Origin of the sequence: Flavobacterium sp. MR2016-29, assembly GCF_015350695.1 — a bacterium.
Lineage (GTDB): Bacteria > Bacteroidota > Bacteroidia > Flavobacteriales > Flavobacteriaceae > Flavobacterium.
In genome coordinates, this window is sequence record NZ_JADKPU010000009.1 from 68,136 (window position 1) to 89,933 (window position 21,798).

The 21,798-nt window shown below is 31.6% G+C and carries 18 protein-coding genes and 3 tRNA genes; 2 read left to right on the plus strand and 19 right to left on the minus strand.

Annotated features, from left to right (window positions below; all coding sequences use genetic code 11):
- Nucleotides 1-50 precede the first annotated feature (50 nt).
- The 9 genes from tuf to IR010_RS17525 all read right to left on the minus strand — a co-directional run bounded on the left by tuf (nt 51) and on the right by IR010_RS17525 (nt 5,543).
- The gene (gene tuf, locus IR010_RS17485; protein ID WP_007807448.1) at nt 51-1,238 is read right to left on the minus strand and encodes an elongation factor Tu; all 1,188 of its coding nucleotides are present in this window, start codon (nt 1,236-1,238) and stop codon (nt 51-53) included.
- 55 nt (nt 1,239-1,293) lie between these two features.
- A tRNA-Thr gene (locus tag IR010_RS17490) sits at nt 1,294-1,365 on the minus strand.
- 115 nt (nt 1,366-1,480) lie between these two features.
- Nucleotides 1,481-1,561 (minus strand) — tRNA-Tyr (locus tag IR010_RS17495).
- 54 nt (nt 1,562-1,615) lie between these two features.
- Nucleotides 1,616-1,689: transfer RNA gene (locus tag IR010_RS17500), tRNA-Thr, on the minus strand.
- Nucleotides 1,690-1,779: 90 nt separating this feature from the next.
- Nucleotides 1,780-2,082, minus strand: a complete 303-nt coding sequence (gene hpf, locus IR010_RS17505) for a ribosome hibernation-promoting factor, HPF/YfiA family (RefSeq protein ID WP_017496722.1) — start codon at nt 2,080-2,082, stop codon at nt 1,780-1,782.
- A 34-nt stretch (nt 2,083-2,116) separates the two neighbouring features.
- Nucleotides 2,117-3,010 (minus strand): tyrosine-type recombinase/integrase, encoded by an 894-nt coding sequence (locus tag IR010_RS17510; RefSeq protein WP_194605630.1) that lies wholly within the window; start codon nt 3,008-3,010, stop codon nt 2,117-2,119.
- A gap of 145 nt (nt 3,011-3,155) precedes the next feature.
- Nucleotides 3,156-3,350, minus strand: a complete 195-nt coding sequence (rpsU, locus tag IR010_RS17515; RefSeq protein WP_026985791.1) for a 30S ribosomal protein S21 — start codon at nt 3,348-3,350, stop codon at nt 3,156-3,158.
- Between the two features lie 135 nt (nt 3,351-3,485).
- A complete protein-coding gene (locus IR010_RS17520) occupies nt 3,486-4,628 on the minus strand; it encodes an acyl-CoA dehydrogenase family protein (protein ID WP_029273441.1) in 1,143 nt (380 codons plus the stop codon).
- A gap of 18 nt (nt 4,629-4,646) precedes the next feature.
- Nucleotides 4,647-5,543: a ComEA family DNA-binding protein gene (locus IR010_RS17525; protein ID WP_194605633.1), complete on the minus strand. Its 897-nt coding sequence runs from the start codon at nt 5,541-5,543 to the stop codon at nt 4,647-4,649.
- Between the two features lie 265 nt (nt 5,544-5,808).
- On the opposite strand from IR010_RS17525, the gene IR010_RS17530 reads away from it, so the two are divergent.
- Nucleotides 5,809-7,281 carry an APC family permease gene (locus IR010_RS17530; RefSeq protein ID WP_194570752.1) on the plus strand — a complete coding sequence of 491 codons (1,473 nt, stop codon included), beginning with the start codon at nt 5,809-5,811 and terminating at the stop codon, nt 7,279-7,281.
- 63 nt (nt 7,282-7,344) lie between these two features.
- Here the strand turns inward: IR010_RS17530 and IR010_RS17535 are convergent, their stop codons facing one another.
- The 7 genes from IR010_RS17535 to IR010_RS17565 form a co-directional block, all read right to left on the minus strand.
- Nucleotides 7,345-7,572, minus strand: coding sequence for a PspC family transcriptional regulator (locus IR010_RS17535; RefSeq protein WP_029273438.1), 228 nt, complete (start codon nt 7,570-7,572; stop codon nt 7,345-7,347).
- A gap of 85 nt (nt 7,573-7,657) precedes the next feature.
- Nucleotides 7,658-8,929: a DUF2851 family protein gene (locus tag IR010_RS17540; RefSeq protein WP_194570753.1), complete on the minus strand. Its 1,272-nt coding sequence runs from the start codon at nt 8,927-8,929 to the stop codon at nt 7,658-7,660.
- A gap of 77 nt (nt 8,930-9,006) precedes the next feature.
- Entirely contained in the window at nt 9,007-9,489 is a 483-nt protein-coding gene (locus IR010_RS17545) for a 3'-5' exonuclease (RefSeq protein ID WP_029273436.1), read from the minus strand.
- Between the two features lie 87 nt (nt 9,490-9,576).
- A complete protein-coding gene (locus IR010_RS17550; protein ID WP_029273435.1) occupies nt 9,577-10,938 on the minus strand; it encodes a pyridoxal-phosphate dependent enzyme in 1,362 nt (453 codons plus the stop codon).
- 48 nt (nt 10,939-10,986) lie between these two features.
- Nucleotides 10,987-12,957 carry a putative porin gene (locus IR010_RS17555; RefSeq protein ID WP_194605635.1) on the minus strand — a complete coding sequence of 657 codons (1,971 nt, stop codon included), beginning with the start codon at nt 12,955-12,957 and terminating at the stop codon, nt 10,987-10,989.
- A gap of 184 nt (nt 12,958-13,141) precedes the next feature.
- Entirely contained in the window at nt 13,142-14,698 is a 1,557-nt protein-coding gene (locus IR010_RS17560) for a RagB/SusD family nutrient uptake outer membrane protein (protein WP_194605637.1), read from the minus strand.
- 8 nt (nt 14,699-14,706) lie between these two features.
- A complete protein-coding gene (locus IR010_RS17565) occupies nt 14,707-17,811 on the minus strand; it encodes a SusC/RagA family TonB-linked outer membrane protein (RefSeq protein ID WP_194605639.1) in 3,105 nt (1,034 codons plus the stop codon).
- 693 nt (nt 17,812-18,504) lie between these two features.
- Here IR010_RS17565 and IR010_RS17570 point away from each other — a divergent pair.
- On the plus strand, nt 18,505-19,164 hold the full coding sequence (locus IR010_RS17570; protein ID WP_194570671.1) for a ribonuclease HII: 660 nt from the start codon (nt 18,505-18,507) through the stop codon (nt 19,162-19,164).
- A gap of 106 nt (nt 19,165-19,270) precedes the next feature.
- Here the strand turns inward: IR010_RS17570 and IR010_RS17575 are convergent, their stop codons facing one another.
- From IR010_RS17575 to IR010_RS17585, 3 genes are all read right to left on the minus strand, one after another.
- On the minus strand, nt 19,271-20,122 hold the full coding sequence (locus IR010_RS17575; RefSeq protein WP_194605642.1) for a nuclear transport factor 2 family protein: 852 nt from the start codon (nt 20,120-20,122) through the stop codon (nt 19,271-19,273).
- Nucleotides 20,123-20,288: 166 nt separating this feature from the next.
- A complete protein-coding gene (locus IR010_RS17580) occupies nt 20,289-20,888 on the minus strand; it encodes an NAD(P)H-dependent oxidoreductase (RefSeq protein ID WP_194605644.1) in 600 nt (199 codons plus the stop codon).
- A gap of 81 nt (nt 20,889-20,969) precedes the next feature.
- Nucleotides 20,970-21,785 carry a DUF6597 domain-containing transcriptional factor gene (locus IR010_RS17585; protein ID WP_194605646.1) on the minus strand — a complete coding sequence of 272 codons (816 nt, stop codon included), beginning with the start codon at nt 21,783-21,785 and terminating at the stop codon, nt 20,970-20,972.
- Between the last annotated feature and the right edge of the window lie 13 nt (nt 21,786-21,798).

Here is a 21,798-nt window from a genome sequence, read left to right on the forward strand (position 1 = left end):
CAGTGATTTCAGTTAAGAAAATCAACTGGCTTTTTATAATATTTATAGGATTATCCTACGATTTCAGTTACCTGACCAGCTCCTACAGTTCTACCACCTTCACGGATAGCGAAACGTAAACCTACGCTCATAGCGATTGGGCTTAATAAAGAAACATTGATAGTCAAGTTATCTCCTGGCATTACCATCTCTACTCCTTCTGGTAAAGTAATAACTCCTGTTACGTCAGTTGTACGTACGTAGAACTGTGGACGGTAGTTATTATGGAATGGAGTATGACGTCCACCTTCTTCTTTTTTCAAGATATAAACCTCTGCTTTGAAAGTAGCGTGTGGTTTTACTGATCCTGGCTTAATGATAACCATTCCTCTTTTGATAGATTCTTTATCAATACCTCTTAACAATAAACCTACGTTATCTCCAGCTTCACCTCTATCAAGGATTTTACGGAACATCTCAACTCCTGTAATAGTAGAAGTTAATTTATCAGCTCCCATACCAATGATTTCAACTGGATCTCCTGTATTAGCAATACCTGTTTCAATACGACCTGTAGCAACAGTTCCACGACCAGTAATTGTAAATACATCTTCAACCGGCATCAAGAATGGCTTAGCTACGTCACGTACTGGCTCTTCGATCCAAGCATCAACAGCTTCCATTAATTCAATGATTTTTGGTACCCAAGCAGGATCGTTATTCAATCCTCCTAAAGCAGAACCTTGAACTACAGGACCATTATCTCCATCATATTCGTAGAAAGATAATAAATCTCTAATTTCCATTTCAACAAGCTCTAACAATTCAGCATCATCAACCATATCCACTTTGTTCATGAAAACAACGATTCTTGGAATACCAACCTGACGACCTAAAAGGATGTGCTCACGAGTTTGTGGCATTGGACCATCTGTAGCAGCAACTACCAAGATAGCTCCGTCCATTTGAGCAGCACCAGTAACCATGTTCTTTACGTAATCCGCGTGACCTGGACAGTCAACGTGAGCGTAGTGACGGTTAGCTGTTTCATACTCTACGTGCGATGTATTAATAGTAATACCTCTTTCTTTCTCCTCTGGAGCGTTATCGATTTGATCAAACGATTTTGCTTGACAGTAACCTGCATCAGACAATACTTTTGTAATTGCAGCAGTTAATGTAGTTTTTCCGTGATCCACGTGTCCAATTGTACCTATGTTTAAGTGCGGTTTGGAACGATTAAAATTCTCCTTTGCCATTTTACTTAATTTTTAATCTTAGTTATATATTAATTTTCAATTTCCTACTTACTTGAGCCAATGTCGGGAATTGAACCCGAGACCTCTTCCTTACCAAGGAAGCACTCTACCCCTGAGCTACACCGGCAGAGCTTGAATTTTAGACTTTACATTCCCGATTTAGATTAAAATAAAGCCAAATAAAATTCATCCTTTTTTTTACAAATCTAAATCCTGAAATCATCAATCTGACATCAAAATCGTGGGGAGAGCAGGATTCGAACCTGCGAAGTTCACACAGCAGATTTACAGTCTGCCCTCGTTGGCCGCTTGAGTATCTCCCCTTTTTTTTATCAATAATTACATGAACAATTTCAAATCGCATTTGAAATATTTTGAGCCGGCGGAGGGACTCGAACCCACGACCTGCTGATTACAAATCAGCTGCTCTAGCCAACTGAGCTACGCTGGCAATATCAATAAAAAAGTCCGCTATTTCTAACGGACTGCAAATGTAGCTATTTTATCTTTGAATCAAAACATTTTTTGAAAAAAATTTCAATTATATGTGTGCTCTTATTTTTTCTTTCCTTTTTACCAGTAAACGTTCTAAAGATTCTGCCGAAAGCTCGACCGCTTCTTCAAATGTTTTGCATTGTTTTTTAACCAAAAAATCATCTCCAGGAACATTAATCTTAATCTCTACTGCCTTATTCTCTTTGTCACTGGTTCTCTCGACTTTTAAAAAAACGTCTGCCGAAACAACTCGATCATAATATTTTTCTAATTTATCCATTCTTTCTTGAATAAAATCCACCAACTTTCTGTCAACAGTAAAGTTAACTGCATGAACATCTACCTTCATAATACAAATTTTAGGGTTAAACATTTCAGAATTATTACTTATTCCGAGGATGCGCATCAGTATACACCTTTTTAAGCTCTGCTAAACTATTATGAGTATAAACTTGCGTAGACGCTAAACTCGAATGCCCTAATAATTCTTTAACTGAATTTAAATCTGCTCCGTTATTTAATAAGTGAGTCGCAAAAGTATGCCGAAGCACGTGTGGACTTTTTTTTACCTTTTCAGAGACTTTACTAAAGTAAGAATTTATTAATCGATACACAAAAGATTCGCTCAATTTTAACCCTTTTTTTGAAATAAAAAAACAATCAGTATCCACTATTTTTTCCACAGAAGAACGTTCTGACAAATACAACTTAAATTGCTCGACAACAATTGGAAGAATCGGTATAATACGCTCTTTATTGCGCTTTCCTAAAACCTTAACGACATTTGAAGACAAATCAACATTTCGATTCATTAAATGAATTAATTCTGCTCTTCGCATTCCCGTTGTATAAAAAAGATCCACAATAAGCTTATCACGTACTTCTTCAAATCCAACAGGTGAACCAACTTCCTCCATCAATTCTATTAGCTCTTTTTCAGAAAAGGGAATCTGAACAATTTTTGGAGTTTTCAATGCCTTATGCTTTAACATCGGGCTGACATCTATTTGTTTTGTTTTGAGAAGAAATTTATAAAACGACTTCAGAGAAGCCATTTTTCTATTAACTGAAACATTTGAAATATCCTGATCGACCAAAGAAACAATCCAACTTCTAATTTGACTATAATTTACTTTTTCGATATCTTCCTGTTCAAAATGAGTTTTATTGAACACTTCAAAAAAAGTAATATCATTTAAATAAGCATTAACAGTATGAGCAGAATATTTTTTCTCCAACTGAAGATAATCACGAAATGCTTCTTTGTTTGATTTCATAAGAAAAGACATTCTTTATTTCTACCTATTATATATTACACAAATATAACCTCAGAGAAATTTAAAAATTACACATAAAAAAACCGCTAGCATCAAAGTTATAATTTTTTGATGACTAACGGTAATTATTTTTGAATAGCTACTACTAACTCTCTAAACCATCTCTCATGTTTTGAATGTAAGCAGCTTTTTGAATTTGAGCTCTTTTGATTACAGAAGGCTTAATAAAAGCAGTACGTGCTCTTAATTGACGAACAGTTCCTGTTTTATCAAATTTTCTTTTATAGCGCTTTAATGCTCTATCGATATTTTCTCCGTCTTTAATTGGTATAATTAACATAATATAGACACCTCCTCTCGTTAAGGTTGCAAAAGTAAATATTAATTATGAATTATGATTATAAATTATGAATTATTTTTTTAAAAAGAAAAAAGAGTAAAAATCAAGAGAATACAAGCTTATTTACTCTTACTATTAGTCTTTTAATAAATTTCTCGAAATAACTAGTTTCTGAATTTCAGTAGTTCCTTCTCCAATGGTACATAATTTAGAATCTCTGTAGAATTTTTCTACCGGAAAATCTTTAGTATAACCATAGCCTCCATGAATCTGTACAGCTTCATTGGCAATTTTCACACAAGCTTCTGAGGCATACATTTTTGCCATAGCCCCCAGAGTGGTAACTGGCTTATGTTGTTGTTTTAAGAAAGCGGCTTTATGCAATAATAATTCTGACGCTTCTATTTCTGTAGCCATATCAGCTAATTTAAATGAGATACCTTGAAAACTGCTGATCGGCTGTCCAAATTGATGTCTTTCTTTAGAATACTTTAATGCAGCTTCATAAGCACCTTTAGCAATACCCAATGATAAAGCTCCTATTGAAATTCGGCCTCCATCTAATATTTTCATCGCTTGAACAAACCCTTGTCCCACTTCTCCTAATCTATTTGCATCTGGTACCCTGCAACTATCAAAAACCAACTCAGCGGTTTCACTTGCACGCATACCTAATTTATTTTCTTTTTTCCCTGAAGAAAATCCTGCCATTCCTTTTTCGAAAACAAATGCGGTCATTCCTTTTGAATCTCCTTTTTCACCAGTACGAACTATTACAACCGCAATATCTCCAGAAATAGCATGGGTGATAAAATTTTTAGCTCCACTTACAATCCAATGATCTCCATCTTTAACAGCTGTGGTATTCATACCACCTGCATCAGAACCTGTATTGTGTTCTGTTAGACCCCAGGCTCCTATATATTCTGCAGTTGCTAATTTTGGAAGCCATTTTTTCTTCTGTTCTTCATTTCCAAAAGTTAAAATATGATTTGTACATAATGAATTATGAGCAGCAACAGACAACCCAATTGAAGGATCGACCTTTGAAATTTCTTCAACAACCGTAATATACTCATGATAACCTAATCCGGATCCGCCATATTCTTCAGGCACTAAAACGCCCATAAATCCCATTTCTCCTAATTTTTTAAATAGCGGAATTGGAAAAATCTGTGCTTCATCCCATTCCATTATATTAGGTCTAATGTTTTTTTCAGCAAAATCTTTAATAGACTGTGCAATCATTGATTGTGTTTCGTTGTATTCAAAATTCATTGTTTGCTACTTTATTTTTTAGAACTCCAAATATAAACTAATTATTTTTGCTTTTTCAACAGGAAAACCTTTAATTTTTGACAAATCCTCAATATTAGTGAAATTTCCATTCATACTCCTGTACGTTACAATTTGTTTTGCTAATGCATATTTAAAATAAGGAAACTGTGATAATTCCTTTAAAGAAGCATCATTGATCGCTATTTTTCTAAAGTTAGCAGGTAATACAGCCTTAAAATGAGTATTTAATTCTGTAAGTACTTCTGGCGAAAGTCCCCAGATATCATTCATTTGTTCCATCGAAACAAAACTTCCAAAAATTTCTTTCTGCTTTAGTATTCGTGTTGAAAGTGCTTCTCCCACACCATAAATTTTTATCAAATCTTCTTGAGTTGCCTGATTAATATCTAAAATTACAATCTTTTCTTTTTTAAAATTAATCTTTTGAACATAATCTTTTTTCTCTGAGACGAATTCTTTCTTTTTTTGAATCCAATCAGGGAATTTAAAAAATGGAGAAATGGCTTTTAATAAGGAATCTGAAACTTTTGTTACCTCTTGAAATTCCCTAGCAGAATTTACATATTTATTTTCTTTACGAAATGCTAACAGTCTATCAATTTCCTGAACAGACATTCCAAGTTTATAACCTTTATAGTCTGAAATAAAATTTGGATTAAATAAATATACCTTTGGTTTTATTTCAGATTTGAGAGTTTGAAGTGAATCGATCTCAGATTGCAAAGACATCCATTTCTCTTTCTCTTGAAATGCTTTTTGAGGCAAGCTAAAATCTGCAAAAAAATAAACAATCTGCAAAATGATAATAATCAAGAAAAGTAAAAAAATTCCTGTTCGCTGTTGCCTTGTAAATTTAAAATACAATTTCAATTCTTTAAAATTTTTCATTTTCATAAATTTTCTAACGTAATTTAAAACATAAACAAACGAAATTAAAACAATTTATTAAGAAATGTATTATGAAAAATGTATTTTGTGAGAATTATACATTTTAAATATAAACCTCAATTAAATTGATGAATTAGGGGGCTCAAAGATAATTTATCAGCACTTTTCTGAACATTTTAAACATTTTGTAACTTAAAACAATATAATTGTTTTTATTTTTTACAAAAAACAATACATTTGGAGCTTAATAACATTAAACCAATATAATAGTATGTCAATTTGGAGAGTTAAACCAATTTCAGCTTTTGAAGCTGATATGAAAAAAAGTGATTTAAAAAGAGTTCTAGGTAAATGGAGTCTAACAGCCATTGGAGTTGGAGCTATTATTGGTGGAGGAATTTTTGTTCTTACTGGCACAGGTGCATATTATCATGCAGGTCCAGCATTAGCACTTTCATTCATCATTGCAGGTATTGCCTGTGTTTTTGCTGCTCTTTGTTATTCTGAGTTTGCCTCAATTTTACCTGTTGAAGGTTCTGCATATGCTTATGCATATGGTACAATTGGAGAAATTTTTGCCTGGATTATCGGTTGGGGGCTTATCCTTGAGTATGCAATGGGATCAATGACGGTAGCAGTTTCCTGGTCAGGATATTTTAACAAATTACTTAAAATGTTTCATATTAAGCTTCCTGAATGGCTCACAACAGACCCTGCAAGTTATACTGGTGAAGGTTTTTCAATGAATCTTCCCGCCTTTTTAATTGTTATTTTAGTTATTTCATTACTTATAAAAGGTACAAAAAGCGCAGCAAAAGCAAATAACATGATTGTTATTCTTAAAGTTTCTGCTGTAATATTCGTAATTGTTGCAGGTCTTTTCTTTATTAATACTGCTAACTGGCATCCGTTCATTCCGGCAGCAACACAAATCGTTGAAAAAGAAACAACTCATAATGCTTACGGAATAGCAGGAATTGTTTCGGGAGCTGCTGCAATTTTCTTTGCCTATGTAGGTTTTGATGCTGTTTCTACACAAGCTGGTGAGGCAATTAATCCTAAAAAAGATGTTCCGTTTGCTATTATTGCTTCATTATTAATTTGTACTACATTATACATTCTTGTTTCTTTAGTTTTAACAGGAATGATGAATTACCAAGACTTTAATCCACTAGGAAAATATCCAGAAGCTATAAAAGCTCCAGTAGCATATGCATTTGATATTGCTGGGCAACCTTGGGCTGGCTTTATAATTACGGTTGCCGCAACTATTGGTTTGATTTCTGTATTAATGGTAATGATTATGGGGCAATCAAGAATTTTCTTGGGTATGTCTAAAGATGGTTTAATTCCTCCTGTATTTTCTAAAGTAAATCCAATTTCAGGAACACCAAAAACCAATTTAATGATCTTAGGCGGGATTATTGCTATAGTTGCAGCTTTTACACCGATTAACAGATTAGCAGATATGACAAGTTTTGGTACCTTATTTGCTTTTACAATGGTTTGTATAGCTGTTTGGATTCTAAGAGTGAAACAACCTCAATTAACGAGAACATTTAAAGTACCTGCTTTGCCACTAATCGCAGTTTGTGGTATTTCAATCAATACTTATTTAATGATTAATTTGAGTTTAGATGCTCAATTACTTTCATTAGGATGGTTAGCTATAGGTATAGTTGTTTATTTTGCTTACAGTAAAAAACGAGCAAAACTAAACAAACCACAAGAAATAGAAGAATAAAAAATAGAAGAATAGAAAAGCCCCTTATTAAAATAAGGGGCTTTTTATTATCTAATCATTTATTTATAAATCAAAAACAGATGTTCTTTTGGCGCGAATCAAATCTTTTAAGCGAATCCAAAAGGCTAAAGTCAAATAAACTCCAAAACCTAAACCTGCAGTAACAAACGAAATGTATATAAAAAATAATCTTACACTTGTTACCCGCATTCCGAGTTTATCTGCTAGGCGAGATGAAACATGAAATCCATATTTCTCAAAGAAAAACTTAAGTCTTAAAATTGCTGACATTTTTATTTAGATTTATATTTGTCGTTCGATTTTGCTCACGATGACAAAAGTACAAAATTATCTAATCAACCCATTTTCTAATTAGCTAATTGTTCTTAAGCAATTCCATTCCTAAAGCACAATTTAAACATCCCTTTTGATTGCAATATTCATTTTTAAGCTCAAGTAAAGTTTGCGTTTCAAAAGCATTTTTAGATGAAATTCCAAACGATTCAAACTTATCTATTACCGCATTTTTCTCTGGCGCTACTTCAGTCATAAATGTAATTAAATCCTCAGGCATTGATTCTCCCATCTTATTCGAATAAGCAAATTGAACTGGAATTATAGTATTCAAAATGATCAAATCTAAAAATGATTTAGAGAGAGATTTAGCCTTTTTCGGACTTTCCTTATCAAACTGATAATGATTCTGCCAATACAAACTAGTAGAAACTGCAAGCAAATCATAGACACTTTTAACGGACTTTAAAGGAATTACTTTAGAAAATAAATTTTGATGCTTATGGTACAAATTCGCCAATTGCGAAAGCCGAATAGTTGGAAAATTATCTGGTCGATGTTTAAAAAACTGAACTGGCTCTATATAAGATCTTTCTAGCTGATACTTATGAAGCAGAAAAAAATACCTAAACTTTAAATCTGTAAAATAAACATCTTCTTTCTCACTCTGTAATAATCCGGATGTTCCAAAAAATAAAGCTTCTAGATTTTCTACTTCAAAACTTTCTTTTCTAATAATCGAAAACGGCAAGGCTTTCGCAATCTGCAAAAAAGAATTCCCATTTGTATTTAGTCCAAAATTCTTTGCTAATAAACAAAATAAGACTGCCTCCCAATCAGAATTTGTTTCTTCAAGTAAATCGTAAATGAATTTTGATTTGCGTTCCAGCCGTTCAAAAAACAATCTTTCCTGCCAATTTTTAAATACAAAATCATCAATATCAACAAGGTGTTTTTCACAAAAGATCCATGATTTTGCAGTCATTAAGGCACTGTAATTGTTGATGACATCAGAAGAGACAAAATCTTTTAATACTAAAACCGGAATTTCTGTATTGTTTTCTCTGAATATTTCAGTGTCATGTTCCCAAACAACATGTAAAATGACACTCTGATATGCAATATCTTTTTCATGATGATGCAAATACCAATCTGAAGATTTTAAATGAATTTCTACATTTCCTGCCCATTTTTGATCTCCAATTTTAATTTGGGCATTAAAAAAATCAGGCCCTGCAAGTTCTAAATAATCTCCGGTTTTTATAATGGTAATTTGCTCATCTTGAGTGGTTTTTAAATTCAAAGTATCAAACTTCTTGAATTTCCAGAGATAATGAAGAAAATCTTCTTTCATTTTTAGGATTTTAATAATGATTTACAAAACCTAAAAATAATAAAAAATAGTATTAATCTTACATTATATAATTAGTTTTAGCGCATCAAATATAATTTGGCGCAAGCACGAGCATCAGATAATGCTTCATGGTGATTCAGCTGAATTTTCATTTCGCGACAGCAATCGCTTAATTTTGTAGGCTTTAATCCCTTTGCTTTATATATTTTAACTGTACACTCCCATTTTGGTGCTATATTCAAATCTTCATAATACAACCCGTAAAGTGCCATCGATTTCATCAGCACATTTCGATCGAAACTTTCATTATGAGCAACAACAACTCTATTTCGTAATCTCTTTTCGATTTCCGGATAAACCTGCGAAAATGATTTAGCATTAACTGTATCGCGAGGATAAATACCGTGAACTTGGATCGTAAACGGATTATATTCGTTATTTGGAGGTTTAATTAAAGAAACAAATTCATCAATAATAATTCCGTTTTCAACAGTAACTATTCCAACAGAACAAGGATGGTATCCTGTTGCAGTTTCAAAATCTATAGCGGTAAAATTCATTATTTTATACTATTTATGAGATAAAAAATCCATAAACCAAAGTCTCAAAACTCCGATTTATGGATTTAAAAAGTTATAAAAATTGCATTATTTTATAGATCCAATAATATCATATTTTGTAATAATATGATGTTTTCCGTTTCCTAGATCTACTAAAACTGCATCATTTTCTTTGGTAAATAATTTCGAAACCTCTTCGATCGTAGTTCCTAGTTTTACGATTGGGAAAGGTTTCCCCATTACTTCTTTAATTGGTTTTTCGGCTACATTTTTATCAGCAACATAACTTCTAAACAAATCTGTTTCATCAACAGAACCTACAAATCCGTTGATATCTACAACCGGAATCTGAGAAATTTTATACTTACGCATACGTTCAATTGCATGCGAAACCAATTCTTCTGTACGCACTACAATTAATTCTTTATCGATATGATCTTTTATAACATCTTCGGCTTTGGTAACATTTTCTTCTAAAAATCCACGCTCGCGCATCCAGTCATCATTAAACATTTTCCCTACATAACGGCTTCCTGAATCATGAAAAAGAACCACCACAACATCATCTGGCTTAAAATGCTCTTTGAGCTGTAACAAACCTTTTATACATGCGCCAGCAGAATTTCCGACAAAAATAGCTTCCTCAAGAGCGATCTTTCTAGTATAAACTGCGGCATCTTTATCCGTTACTTTTGTAAAACCATCAATTAAAGAAAAATCAACATTTTTTGGTAAAATATCTTCTCCAATTCCCTCTGTAATATAGGAGTAGATTTCATTTTCATCAAAAATTCCAGTTTCATGGTATTTCTTAAAAACTGATCCATACGTATCAATTCCCCAAATTTTAATATTTGGATTTTTCTCTTTTAAATATTTTCCAACACCAGAAATTGTTCCTCCTGTTCCTACTCCAACAACAAAATGTGTAATTTTACCGTCGGTTTGTTTCCAAATTTCCGGTCCAGTCTGTTCGTAATGTGCCAATGAATTTGACATATTATCATATTGATTTACATACCAAGAATTTGGTGTTTCAGATGCTAAGCGCTTAGAAACAGAATAATAAGATCTTGGATCTGTTGGTTCAACATCAGTAGGACAAACAACAACTTTTGCTCCAACCGCACGCAAAATATCCATTTTTTCTTTAGACTGCTTGTCTGAAATCACACAGATTAATTTGTACCCTTTTATGATCGCAACAAGAGCTAATCCCATACCTGTATTTCCAGAAGTTCCTTCAATTATAGTTCCCCCTGGTTTTAATCTGCCGTCAGCTTCTGCGTCTTCGATCATTTTCACGGCCATTCTGTCTTTTACAGAATTTCCTGGATTAAAAGTTTCGACTTTTGCTAATACTAACGCATCGATTTCAGCAACAATTTTGTTGAGTTTTACTAACGGTGTATTACCTATTGTTTCTAAAATATTTTTTGAAAAGTCCATTTTTATTTTAATTTTAATATTTGGTTTAAGCTTAAATAGTGTTTGATTTTATTGGAAGAAATTCCAAACTAAACCAAATCGAATGACAAAATCACGATACGGATTGTTAGGCGCCGCATAATAATCGCTTTTAGAAAAAAGAGCATTTATATGTTCAGCTTTTAAATAAAAACGAGTTTGACGAATTCTTGCATTTACGAAAACATCAAATAAAGGATAATTTCCGATTTCTTTTTTCTCTTGGACAAAAAATTCTCCAATCACCGGATTATAATCGTTTCCGTAATATTTCGTAAAATAATTAAAAACAATTCCAGTTTGCATATAAAGTGCTTTTTTGAAAAAATAACTTGAATAATAAAAAGTATTTCTTGTCACAAAATCTGGAACATTCAAAATCAAATCTGATTGATCTACTTTTTGATACAGCAATGTATTATCTAAAGCAAATGCGCCAAATTTAAATTCTCTGCTAGCTTTTATAGAAAAATAATTAATTACATTTCCATATTGTTCTGGTTTTATAATTTGAGTATAAGCTGCAATTTCGTCAGCATCTGAAACATCTTTAAAATACAAATGATCTTTTAAAACAGAATACTGAACTTCGGCATTTAACCAAGGTGTAAATACATTAGCACTTAACTGATTGATTTTTTCATTTTTGAAATTGTTTGACCAATTGTACTTTACATAACTGCTCTGATACAAATTATAATTATTGTTCGGCAGTTTGTTTACATTTCGATATCTAAAATCAAATTGAATTTTCTCATTTAAGTCATATCTTAATTTTGCATCTAAATCCGAAAGGGATTGATTTGTGATTGATCTTGTGTATAAAAATCGGCCATTCCATTTATTTTTCTGATATTCATACTGTCCGCCAAAATTATTAATCTGAAGAAATAAATTATCAGGAATTGCTGTTCCATCTTTATTTACGATAATTCTTTCGTATTTATAATTGGATCTATAATCGTCGACAAAGAAATTAAATTTTCCTAAAAGAGAATTTTCATAAGCTAGGCCAACTTTATTATATAGTTTTTCAAATCGAGTTTCATCGCTTATATTACTAGTAACATATGATTCTCCAAAACGTTGTACTAAAGAATTATTGCCCACACTAGAAAGTACCGTTGGCTGTTTATATTCGTAATATTTATATTCATAATTAAACTGGTGTGTTACATACAAATTATTACTCGCATCTTTTGGATTTATTCTGAAAGCGTGGTCAAAAAAGAAACGTCTGCCTTTTAAAAGTGACGTGGCATCTGTCAAAAACACTTGCAGTCGCTGACGGTTTTTATAATCGGGATCATCGCTTTCAAAATTTTCAGGCGTTGTAATTCCGCCATTTTCCTCATTTGTAATATCTTGAAACGTTACATGGGCATTTAAAATATATCTTTTATCTGTAGTGGCGTAACTCGTAGTAAACCTAAAATTACCTACACTGACTAATTGATTTATATAATCTCCTTCTGAACGTAATCCTCTGTAAGCAACAGAAAAATTAAGATTTTTAGACGTATTTAAAGTAATGAATGAGTCGACATTTTGACCTTTATTAATCGTAGTATTAAAAAATAATTCTGTCAAAGGAGTTGCTACTGAATAATATCGAATATCACTAGCCTGCATATAATCAAAATGTTTTCCTGAAAATCCAATTTCTGGGTATGGAGAAAAACTGGTTAAACTGTATTGCAATGTATTATATGTTTGTCCAATATTAGAAAAAGGCAAAAGTCCGAAATTATCTTTTCGAAGATAGTTTTGTTTGTAAGCACTTTTTAATGTCAAAGATGTATCTACATAAGTTGTATCATGCTCTAAAGTAATAATTTGATACTGATCAATCTTAGCTACTAATGCTTTTTTCTTTTTTAAAGTATCAGTTATACTTGAATATTTTGTATTCATATCCAAATTACTTTTAGAAGTATTTTTTTCTTGAGAAAACAGTAAGGCAGGCACTATTAATAGATATAGAAAAAAGAGTATTCTCATTTGACAGCTTTATATGTAAATTATATTCGACAAAATTAGTCAAGCAAAGGTAAAAGATAAAAACGTATAAAAAAACAAATCATTATGATTGAGAAGTTTTTCGAGACAATTCTATTTAAATAACAAAACCCCCAATCAAAAAGTGATTGAGGGTTTTAAAAAAATCAAAATATTTATTTTTATTCTACCAGTCAGGGTTTTGTCCTAATCCTGGATTTGTATTCATTTCAATTTGAGGTATTGGCCATAAGAATCTTTTATCTGTAGCAGGAATAGCTGCAACTCCGTAAGGACCTGGATAAGCTGTTCCTAGTGTAAATAATGCAGCAGCTGGATTAGCATTAGCAACTTTTGCAGGAATACCATTAATAGGAGCAAGATCATCACCTTGTAATCTGTGAATATCAGACCATCTGCGACCCTCACATAAGAATTCAATTCTTCTTTCTTTCAAAATAGCAGCAACCATAGTAGCGTTTGTAGTGAAAGAAGCTGTTGTGTAAGCCTCAGTAGCGGGAGCCGCTAAAGATCTATTTCTTACAGAGTTTAACAAAGTCAAAGCTCCAGGCAAATTAGATAAACGAGCTTGAGCTTCTGCCATATTCAATACTACCTCTGCATATCTGATAACTGGTGCAGCATCAGTTGAGTTAGTAATATCAGTGTATTTATTTGTGTATTTTCTACCAGAAGCAGTAACAATTAATTTACCTTCTTCTCTTCTTTTATCAGTAGCTAACCAACTTGGATCTCTCCAGATAATTGGACTAATTGTAACTAATAATCTATTTTTCAAGATACTTGCCAAAGCAGCATTTACTCCTGGGTTAGCAGTAGAAGAATGTTGAATAGAGAATATAGATTCTGAGTTAGTTAAGTTGCTCGCTAATACGAAAGGAGTAGCTGGATCCGCAGTCAAAGAATAAACACCATTTAATTTTGTTCCTTCAGTAATTACGTTTGCCCAGTCTCTCTTATGAAGATATACTCTAGTTTTAAAAGCTATTGCAGCAGATTTTGTTGCTTTAGCAACTACTCTACCACCTGTAATACCATTTGAAGCTATTAAACTTTCAGCATCATTTAAGTCAGCTAAAACTTTTGCATAACACTCAGCTACAGTATTTCTTGGTTTAAGAGCTTCAGCATCAATCTCAGTCTGAGTATTAACACCTACTTCTCTATAAGGAATACCAGGATGTGTTGCACCTGCAGTAAAATTGTAAGGTCTTGCAAAATAAGTTAGTAATTCAAAGTGAGTAATTGCTCTTAAAAATTTAGCTTGCCCAATATAATCATTACCAGCAGCAGCAGTAATAACACCTTTTGATACAGCATCATTAACACCTTCAATCATTAAATTACATCTGTTGATTAATCTGTAACCATCAACCCAGTAATAAACATTATTAGCTGTTGTTGGATCATAAGTTCCTTCATAAGTTAACTGGTAGAAAGTAGCTGTATTTACAACATCTTCTCCTCTAGCTTCACCTTGCTCTACGAAAGCAGCTCCCCAAACATAACCTCTACCACCATTTGAAGTACCACTATTATAAGTACCAATTGCAGCTGCGTTATACACACCATTCATATAAGACTCCACTAATGATGCAGTCGAAAAGGCATCTTTATCAGAGATGTTATTTACTGGAGTCAAATCCAGTATTTTTTCTTCTGTACATGAATTCATCCCGAATACAACTACAGAAAGCAAAATTGTTTTTATTAAATTTTTCATATGTTTTTTTATAAACTTACATTTATTCCCATTGATATCACTTTAGAACGAGGAGTACCGTTAATGTCTACCCCAGAAGTTTCCATTTCAGGATTGATACCTTTGTAATCAGTGATTAACCAAACATTTTGTGCTTGAACAAATAATCTAAAGTTATCAACTTTAAGTTTATCCATTAAGATTTTTGGTAAAGTATATCCTAAACTAATATTATCAAGTGAGATAAAATCTCCATCTTCAACAAAACGTGAACTTGCATTTCCTGAAAGGTTTGTAAAGGTATTAGAACTAGCATATAATTTTGGTGTCCATCCATCTCCAGGATTGTCAACACTTTGCCATCTTCCTAAAATTTCAGTTCCGTTATTATTAAAGTTTTGGTTCATTAACTCTCTTCTAGTACTGTTGAAAATTTTATTTCCACCACTAAATCTAAACATAAAACCTAAATCAAGATTTTTGTATTTCATGTTAGAAGAAAAAGATCCGTAATAAGTTGGTAAAGTATTACCTAAAACAACTTTATCAGTTGCAGCACTTAAGCTAGATGCTGTAGCAACATTTGTAGGGTCTGCAGGATTAAAAACAGCATAAGTTCCTACACCAATACGACCTTGTACCAAAGAACCATCTGCTTTATAATAAACAGGATTACCATTTGCTTTATTTACTCCCCAATATTTAAATCCATATAAAGAGTTCATAGACTCACCTTCTCTAATAATGATGTTTGGAGCAATATTTGTATCTGTAGAAGAACCACCAATAATATCTTGACCGTTAAAAACACTAGTAACTACGTTTTTAGATAAAGTTAAATTAGATGATACATCCCAAGTGAAATTTGCATTGTTAATTGCTTTGAAGCTTACAGCAAACTCATAACCTTGATTATACAATTTACCAATATTTTTATTGATAGTATTAAAAGGAACACCTAATGATGGTGAAGTTGGTACAGCTAAGATTAATTTATCGATATTATTTCTATAATAATCAAAAGCTAAAGTTAAGCGGTTATTAAACAACCCTAAATCAGCACCAAAATCAATTTTAGCACTTGATTCCCATTGAAGTTGGTCATTTCCAAATTGAGAGTAACCAATTCCATTTAATGAACCATAAGGCGAACTAATAGTTAAACCTAAATAAGGATAATTTCCAATTTCAGTGTTACCTACTTCAGAGTAAGAACCTCTAAATTTCAAATCAGAAACTACATTACTAATTCCTTCCATAAAGCTTTCTTTAGAAACAGTCCAACCTGCAGAAACTCCAGGGAAATTATTCCATCTTGTATCAGCACTTAATTTTGAGATACCATCTCGTCTGATAGAAGCTTGAATAAAATATTTCTCTTTAAAGTTATAAGTAAAACGTCCTAAATAAGAAATAATACCATTTTCTGTAACAGATCCTCCAGAATCCTTAGTAGAATATGAGTTTGTTACAAGGTTTTGATCGTAAAAATCACTTAATAAATCTGTTCCTTGTCCAAAGAAATACTGATATTTTTGTTTTTGATATTCAGCAACACCTGTAACAGCTAAATTATGATTTTCAGCGAAAGTATGCTTGTAGTTCAAAATATTTTGCCAGTTCCATCTTAAATATTCAGTGTTATCATTTAATAAAACACCATTTCTTGAACGTCCATCACCATGAATTGGGTTCCAATATTGGAAACCACCAGTGATTGAATTATCAGAACTTACTTGTAATTTATAACTTAAGTCTGAAGTAATTTTTGCATTTGCAAAAACATTTGCCAATGTTCTATTTACTTTAGAGTAATATTTATTATGATCTAATACATAAACAATGTTAGTGATGTTATCTCCTACTGGATCTGTATTATCCCATTTTCCAACTGTATTTGTACTTAATGGCAATGTCAAGTTATATCCTGTTGGATTGTTTGCATCATAAATTGGCACGTTAGGCAACTGTCTTGTAGTATTAAAAATATTACCAGAAAGTGAACTACCACCTGTATTTAATCCATTATACTCTGTTCTTGTAACACTTAAATTTGTCCCAATACTTAACCATTTATTGATTTCTTGATCGATATTAGCTCTGATAGAATATCTTTTCATATCATTAGCTTTATTAATACCTTCTTGATCTGTTAATCCTAATGACAAGTAGTATTTCGTTTTATCAGAACCACCACTAAAAGATACATTATGATTTGATTGAGGAGCATTTCTTAAAACTGCACTTTGCCAATCTGTATTGTATGCACTACCAACAGCCCAAGGAGCTTGTCCTGCATTAGTTCTTTTTTCATTAGAAATTACTAAAAAGTCAGGAGTTTGTAATAAGTCATACTTTTTAGCAGCACTAGCCACACCTAAAGTACTAGAAAAGTTAACTTTTAAAGTTCCTTTTTTTCCACTTTTAGTTGTAATCAAAATAACTCCATTTGCAGCTCTAGAACCGTAAATTGCAGTTGCAGCACCATCTTTCAATACATCAAATGATTCAATATCAGCAGGGTTAATATCTGCTAAACCATTTGTATTTGCTACACCTCCAATATCTCCACTAAGAATTGGCATACCATCAACAACAATTAAAGGATCAGTTCCACTAGAGATAGAAGCAATACCTCTAATTCTAATTTTTGGAGCAACACCCACAATACCTGAGTTAGTTACAACTTGAACTCCCGTAGCTCTACCTGCTAATACTCCTTCAAAACTTGGTGTAACTAAGTTAGCAATGTCACTACCAGCAATTTTAGAAATAGAACCTGTTACTTCTTTTCTTTTCTGAACACCGTAACCTACAACCACAACCTCATTCATTAACTGAGCTTCAGACTCTAAAGTGACACTTACTGTATTAGAAGTACCAACAGTTACTGATTTGCTGTTCATACCTACATATGAAAAAACTAATACATCACCTGTTTTTGCTTTAATAGAGTAACTTCCATCAAAGTCAGTTGCTGTATTTACTTTTGTTCCTTTTACAAGAACATTAACTCCTGGAATAACGCCTGTTTGGTCAGACACCTTTCCAGTTACAGTTCTCTCCTGAGCAAAAGAAAACTGCATAGACAACGCTACTAAAAGCGTAAAAATCCATTTAAATTTTAATTTCATTTTAATTTATTTTGAATTAGTATGCGACAAACATCTTAATTATTTCTTAAAATAACAAACTATTTCAATTTAAATTTTCTTTAGATTATTAACAAAACCTTAATATATCCCTTAAAAATCTAACTAAATATAAAATTTAACACTATTTTTCATTCTATTTTAATCTTAAAATTATTTTTGCCTCTATTAAAATGTTAAACAATTTTAACATTTTAAAAATTCATCTAATTAAACCGATAAAAAAAGTCGACTACTTTTATCAACTTCATTAAAATAACCGACTTTTTTGAGGTTTTGATAAAACCAAGCTTAAAATCTCAGAAAAACATTGATTTTTGTTTTCCTTTGATTGATTTGGTTTAAAAAAACCAAAAAAAAAATATGCCGAATAAATTTTATTAAGATAAAATTTAAAAACTCTGACAAAAAAACTAATTATACAGTTAAATCTTTAGCGATAATGCCTTATTTTTTGAACTTAAAACATGAAAAATAATTTGAAATTTGACAGCAAAATCAAAATGATTTGAATTTTATGTTGAAAACATATTAAAATCTATTAAGAGTGAATTGAAATTTTCTAAAAACTCTTGCTTTTGCTTGATTTTTGCTAAATCAAATAATTTCATTTGTTAATCATTGTTGATTTAGAAGAAAATTTTTAATATTTGTCAATTAAAAAATTCAACATAAATGCTTGAAAGAAATTTTTCTGGATTTATTTTAGAAACTGGAACAGATGAAGCTGGCCGTGGCTGTCTTGCCGGGCCTGTAACTGCCGCAGCTATAATGCTGCCGGCAGATTTTGAACATGAAGTTTTAACTGACAGTAAACAATTATCTGAAAAAATAAGATTTCAATTAAAACCAATTATCGAACAACATGCCGTTTGCTTTTCAGTTACTCATTTATTTCCTGATGAAATTGATGAAATAAATATTTTGAATGCCTCGATGAAAGGAATGCAGGAATGTATTTTAAAACTAAAACATGTTCCTGAATATATTATTGTAGACGGAAACCGATCGTTGAACGCGAAATTAGGTTTAAAAAATAGTTTTGGAAAACAATTTTCTGTCGAAGAAATCGAACTGTTAAAATCGATACCAAATCAAAGTATTATAAAAGGTGACGCAAAATTTTTGAGCATTGCAGCTGCTTCCATTTTGGCAAAAACCTATCGAGACGAATATATGGATCAAATTCACGAAGAATTTCCAATGTATAATTGGAGACAGAATAAAGGCTATCCCACAAAAGAGCATCGTGAAGCTATTCAAAAATATGGCACGACAAAATACCATAGAATGAGTTTTAGACTTTTACCCGAACAATTAAAACTGGAATTCTAAAACAACACAACAGGCTTTTCAAAATTGAAAAGCCTGTTGTGTTGTTTTACCTATATAAATATATTTAGTGTCAAAATAGGAAAATCAATGTAATTATGATTACATATTATTTTCTGCTTTTTAAAAATTCTGCAAATTGTTTGGTATCAAAATAAAATGGTCTGATTGCAGTTATTTTTCCATTTTTTAAATCAAAATGTTCTGAAATTGGCATTGAAAGTGTTTTCCCAGATTTTTTTGCTTTGCATTTTATGGTGAAATAAATAATCACTTCATTTTTTGCTGCATTGCTAAAATAAGTTGGTTCTTTTTCTATTTCTAAATCAAAAAACTCACTAGATTTTGTATACATCTTTGTCCACTCATTAAAACCTACATAAGTTCCTCCGTACGGCAATCCTTCAGCTTGACTGTAAATTGCTCCTTCCTCAATTATAGATGCTATTCCAGTAAAATCTCTAGTCTTAAAAAGAGATTCAAAATATTTTGCTACAACTTTATAATTATCATTTTCTAAATTTTGTAAAATTTCAGATTCAGTTAAACTAACTTCCGAATTCCAAAAACTAATAATTTTACTTACTTGACCTTTGCCATTTAATCTGGCAAACTCACGTCCTCTCATTATAAGTTTGTTTTTTGAATCTTGAATTTTCCAATCCCAGCTCACATAATTATCTTTCGTAACTTTTGGTCCCGAAATTAATACTGCATCAGGAAATTTTTTATAAAATTCATTGACCACATTATTAAATGCCACCGATCCTTTTATTGATGCAGAAGGATCTTCAAAAGTACTGTCTTCGAGCCAAATTGTTTTAATTAATTTTAACCTTGCATCACTATTGTGCTCTTGCCATACTTTTTCATAAACCTCTATTGGAGTTAATTTATCCTTCTTTTGAGAAAAAAGAATATTCATCATAAGAAGGAAGCAAATAAAGTAGATTTTTCTCATAAGTCATTAAATTAGATTTAGTTAAGCTTTCAATAAAAGTATATAACCAAATTTAAGATAAAAAACGCTACAAAACCATCAATCTTCCATAATTTGCTGTCAATTTAAAATCTTGATTCACGACAAATCATTTTTACATTTTCTACATTTTATTTTAAAATAAATTCTATCCAACAACAGAGACTTCATCTTTGAATTTAAAAGCCAATTTAATTTGATCTTCCCATTCTGAAATATTTTCTGCCGAAGCTCTATCTGCTTTATCAAAATAAAAATGCTTTTTGATTTCTAATCCGCAATAGTTAAAAATCCCAGTGTCTGAAGTTAAAACCAAGGCTTTATCCATTCCCATGGCCTCATATTCAGCATTCGATTTTCCGTGAGAATTTATGATAATAGTCTGTTTTGCGGTTAGCAAGCCTTTCTGAATGCCTTGATCGTATCGATAAGCAAATCCGTAACTAAAAACGCGATCAATATAACCTTTCATAATTGCCGGCATTCCTGTCCACCAAATTGGGTAAATAAAAATAATTCGATCTGTCCAGCTAATAAAATCTTGTTCTGTTTTTACATCAGCGCTAACCTTTCCCATCCTTTGTCCGTTCATATCTTCGAGAGATAAAACCGGATTAAAATTCATTATATTTAAATCACGAACAATAACTTCTTGTCCAGATTCCTGAAGACTTTCTAAAACTGTTTGTTTAAAAAAATAATTTAAACTTGCTTGATTTGGATGTGCGTAAATAATTAAATTTTTCATGTTTTCTATTTTTAAGATTGAACATGACAAATGTAAAACGAAGCTTTTGGCAACAATTGTAAGAAAACGAAATCGCTATAATTATCCTTTTGAGCTGCAGATATCGCTCTGGAATTTCAGGAATTTTGTTGGTGAGATATTCATGTAATATTTAAAATCATGAATAAGCTGACTTTGATCATAATAACCAAATTGATCCACAATCGTCAGCCAATCCGTTTTTGAATCGTTAAGTATATTTTGATGTATTTGATTGACTGTTTTTAAAAACCGATCATAGCGATTGATTTCTTTAATGGTATAACCAAAAATCTTTTTTTGGTGAAGCTGAATATTTCTTTCCGTCTGATTTATCTGCGAAGCGATCACTTTAATAGGATCTAAATTCTCATCCTGAACATCCTTTAAAAGCATTGTAATTGCATTTTGTTCTCTTAAATAAGGCTTGCAGAAATTTAAGATATAATCGACACGTTCTTTCGTATCAGAAAGCTTTTGAAGATCTTCCCATAAAAGAGTAAAACAATTTTCATTTATTAAATCATCTGGATGAATGGGCAATGAGTCAAAAAGTGCATTTCCAAAGAATCTATAGAAAGCATCTTCTTTGAAATTAGCCACTAAAATCTCTGAATTTGGTTCTAAAGTATAGCTAAAAGCATGTTTTATTGGTCCTAGAACAATGCATTTTTCAACTTCAAGAATACTATTTTGATTCGATTTTAACGATGATTTTGTTCCGAAGTTAAAAACCAAAATAGTTTGAAAACTCGGTAATAATGTTTTAGTTATTGGAAGTGAAGTTTTATTTTCGGCGAAGTAAAAATGAGAAAAAACAGTTTCAAATGCTGAAGGAACTGCAATTCTGTAATTGTTATTTTCTTCAGCATTTTTCATACTCTATCTCCTA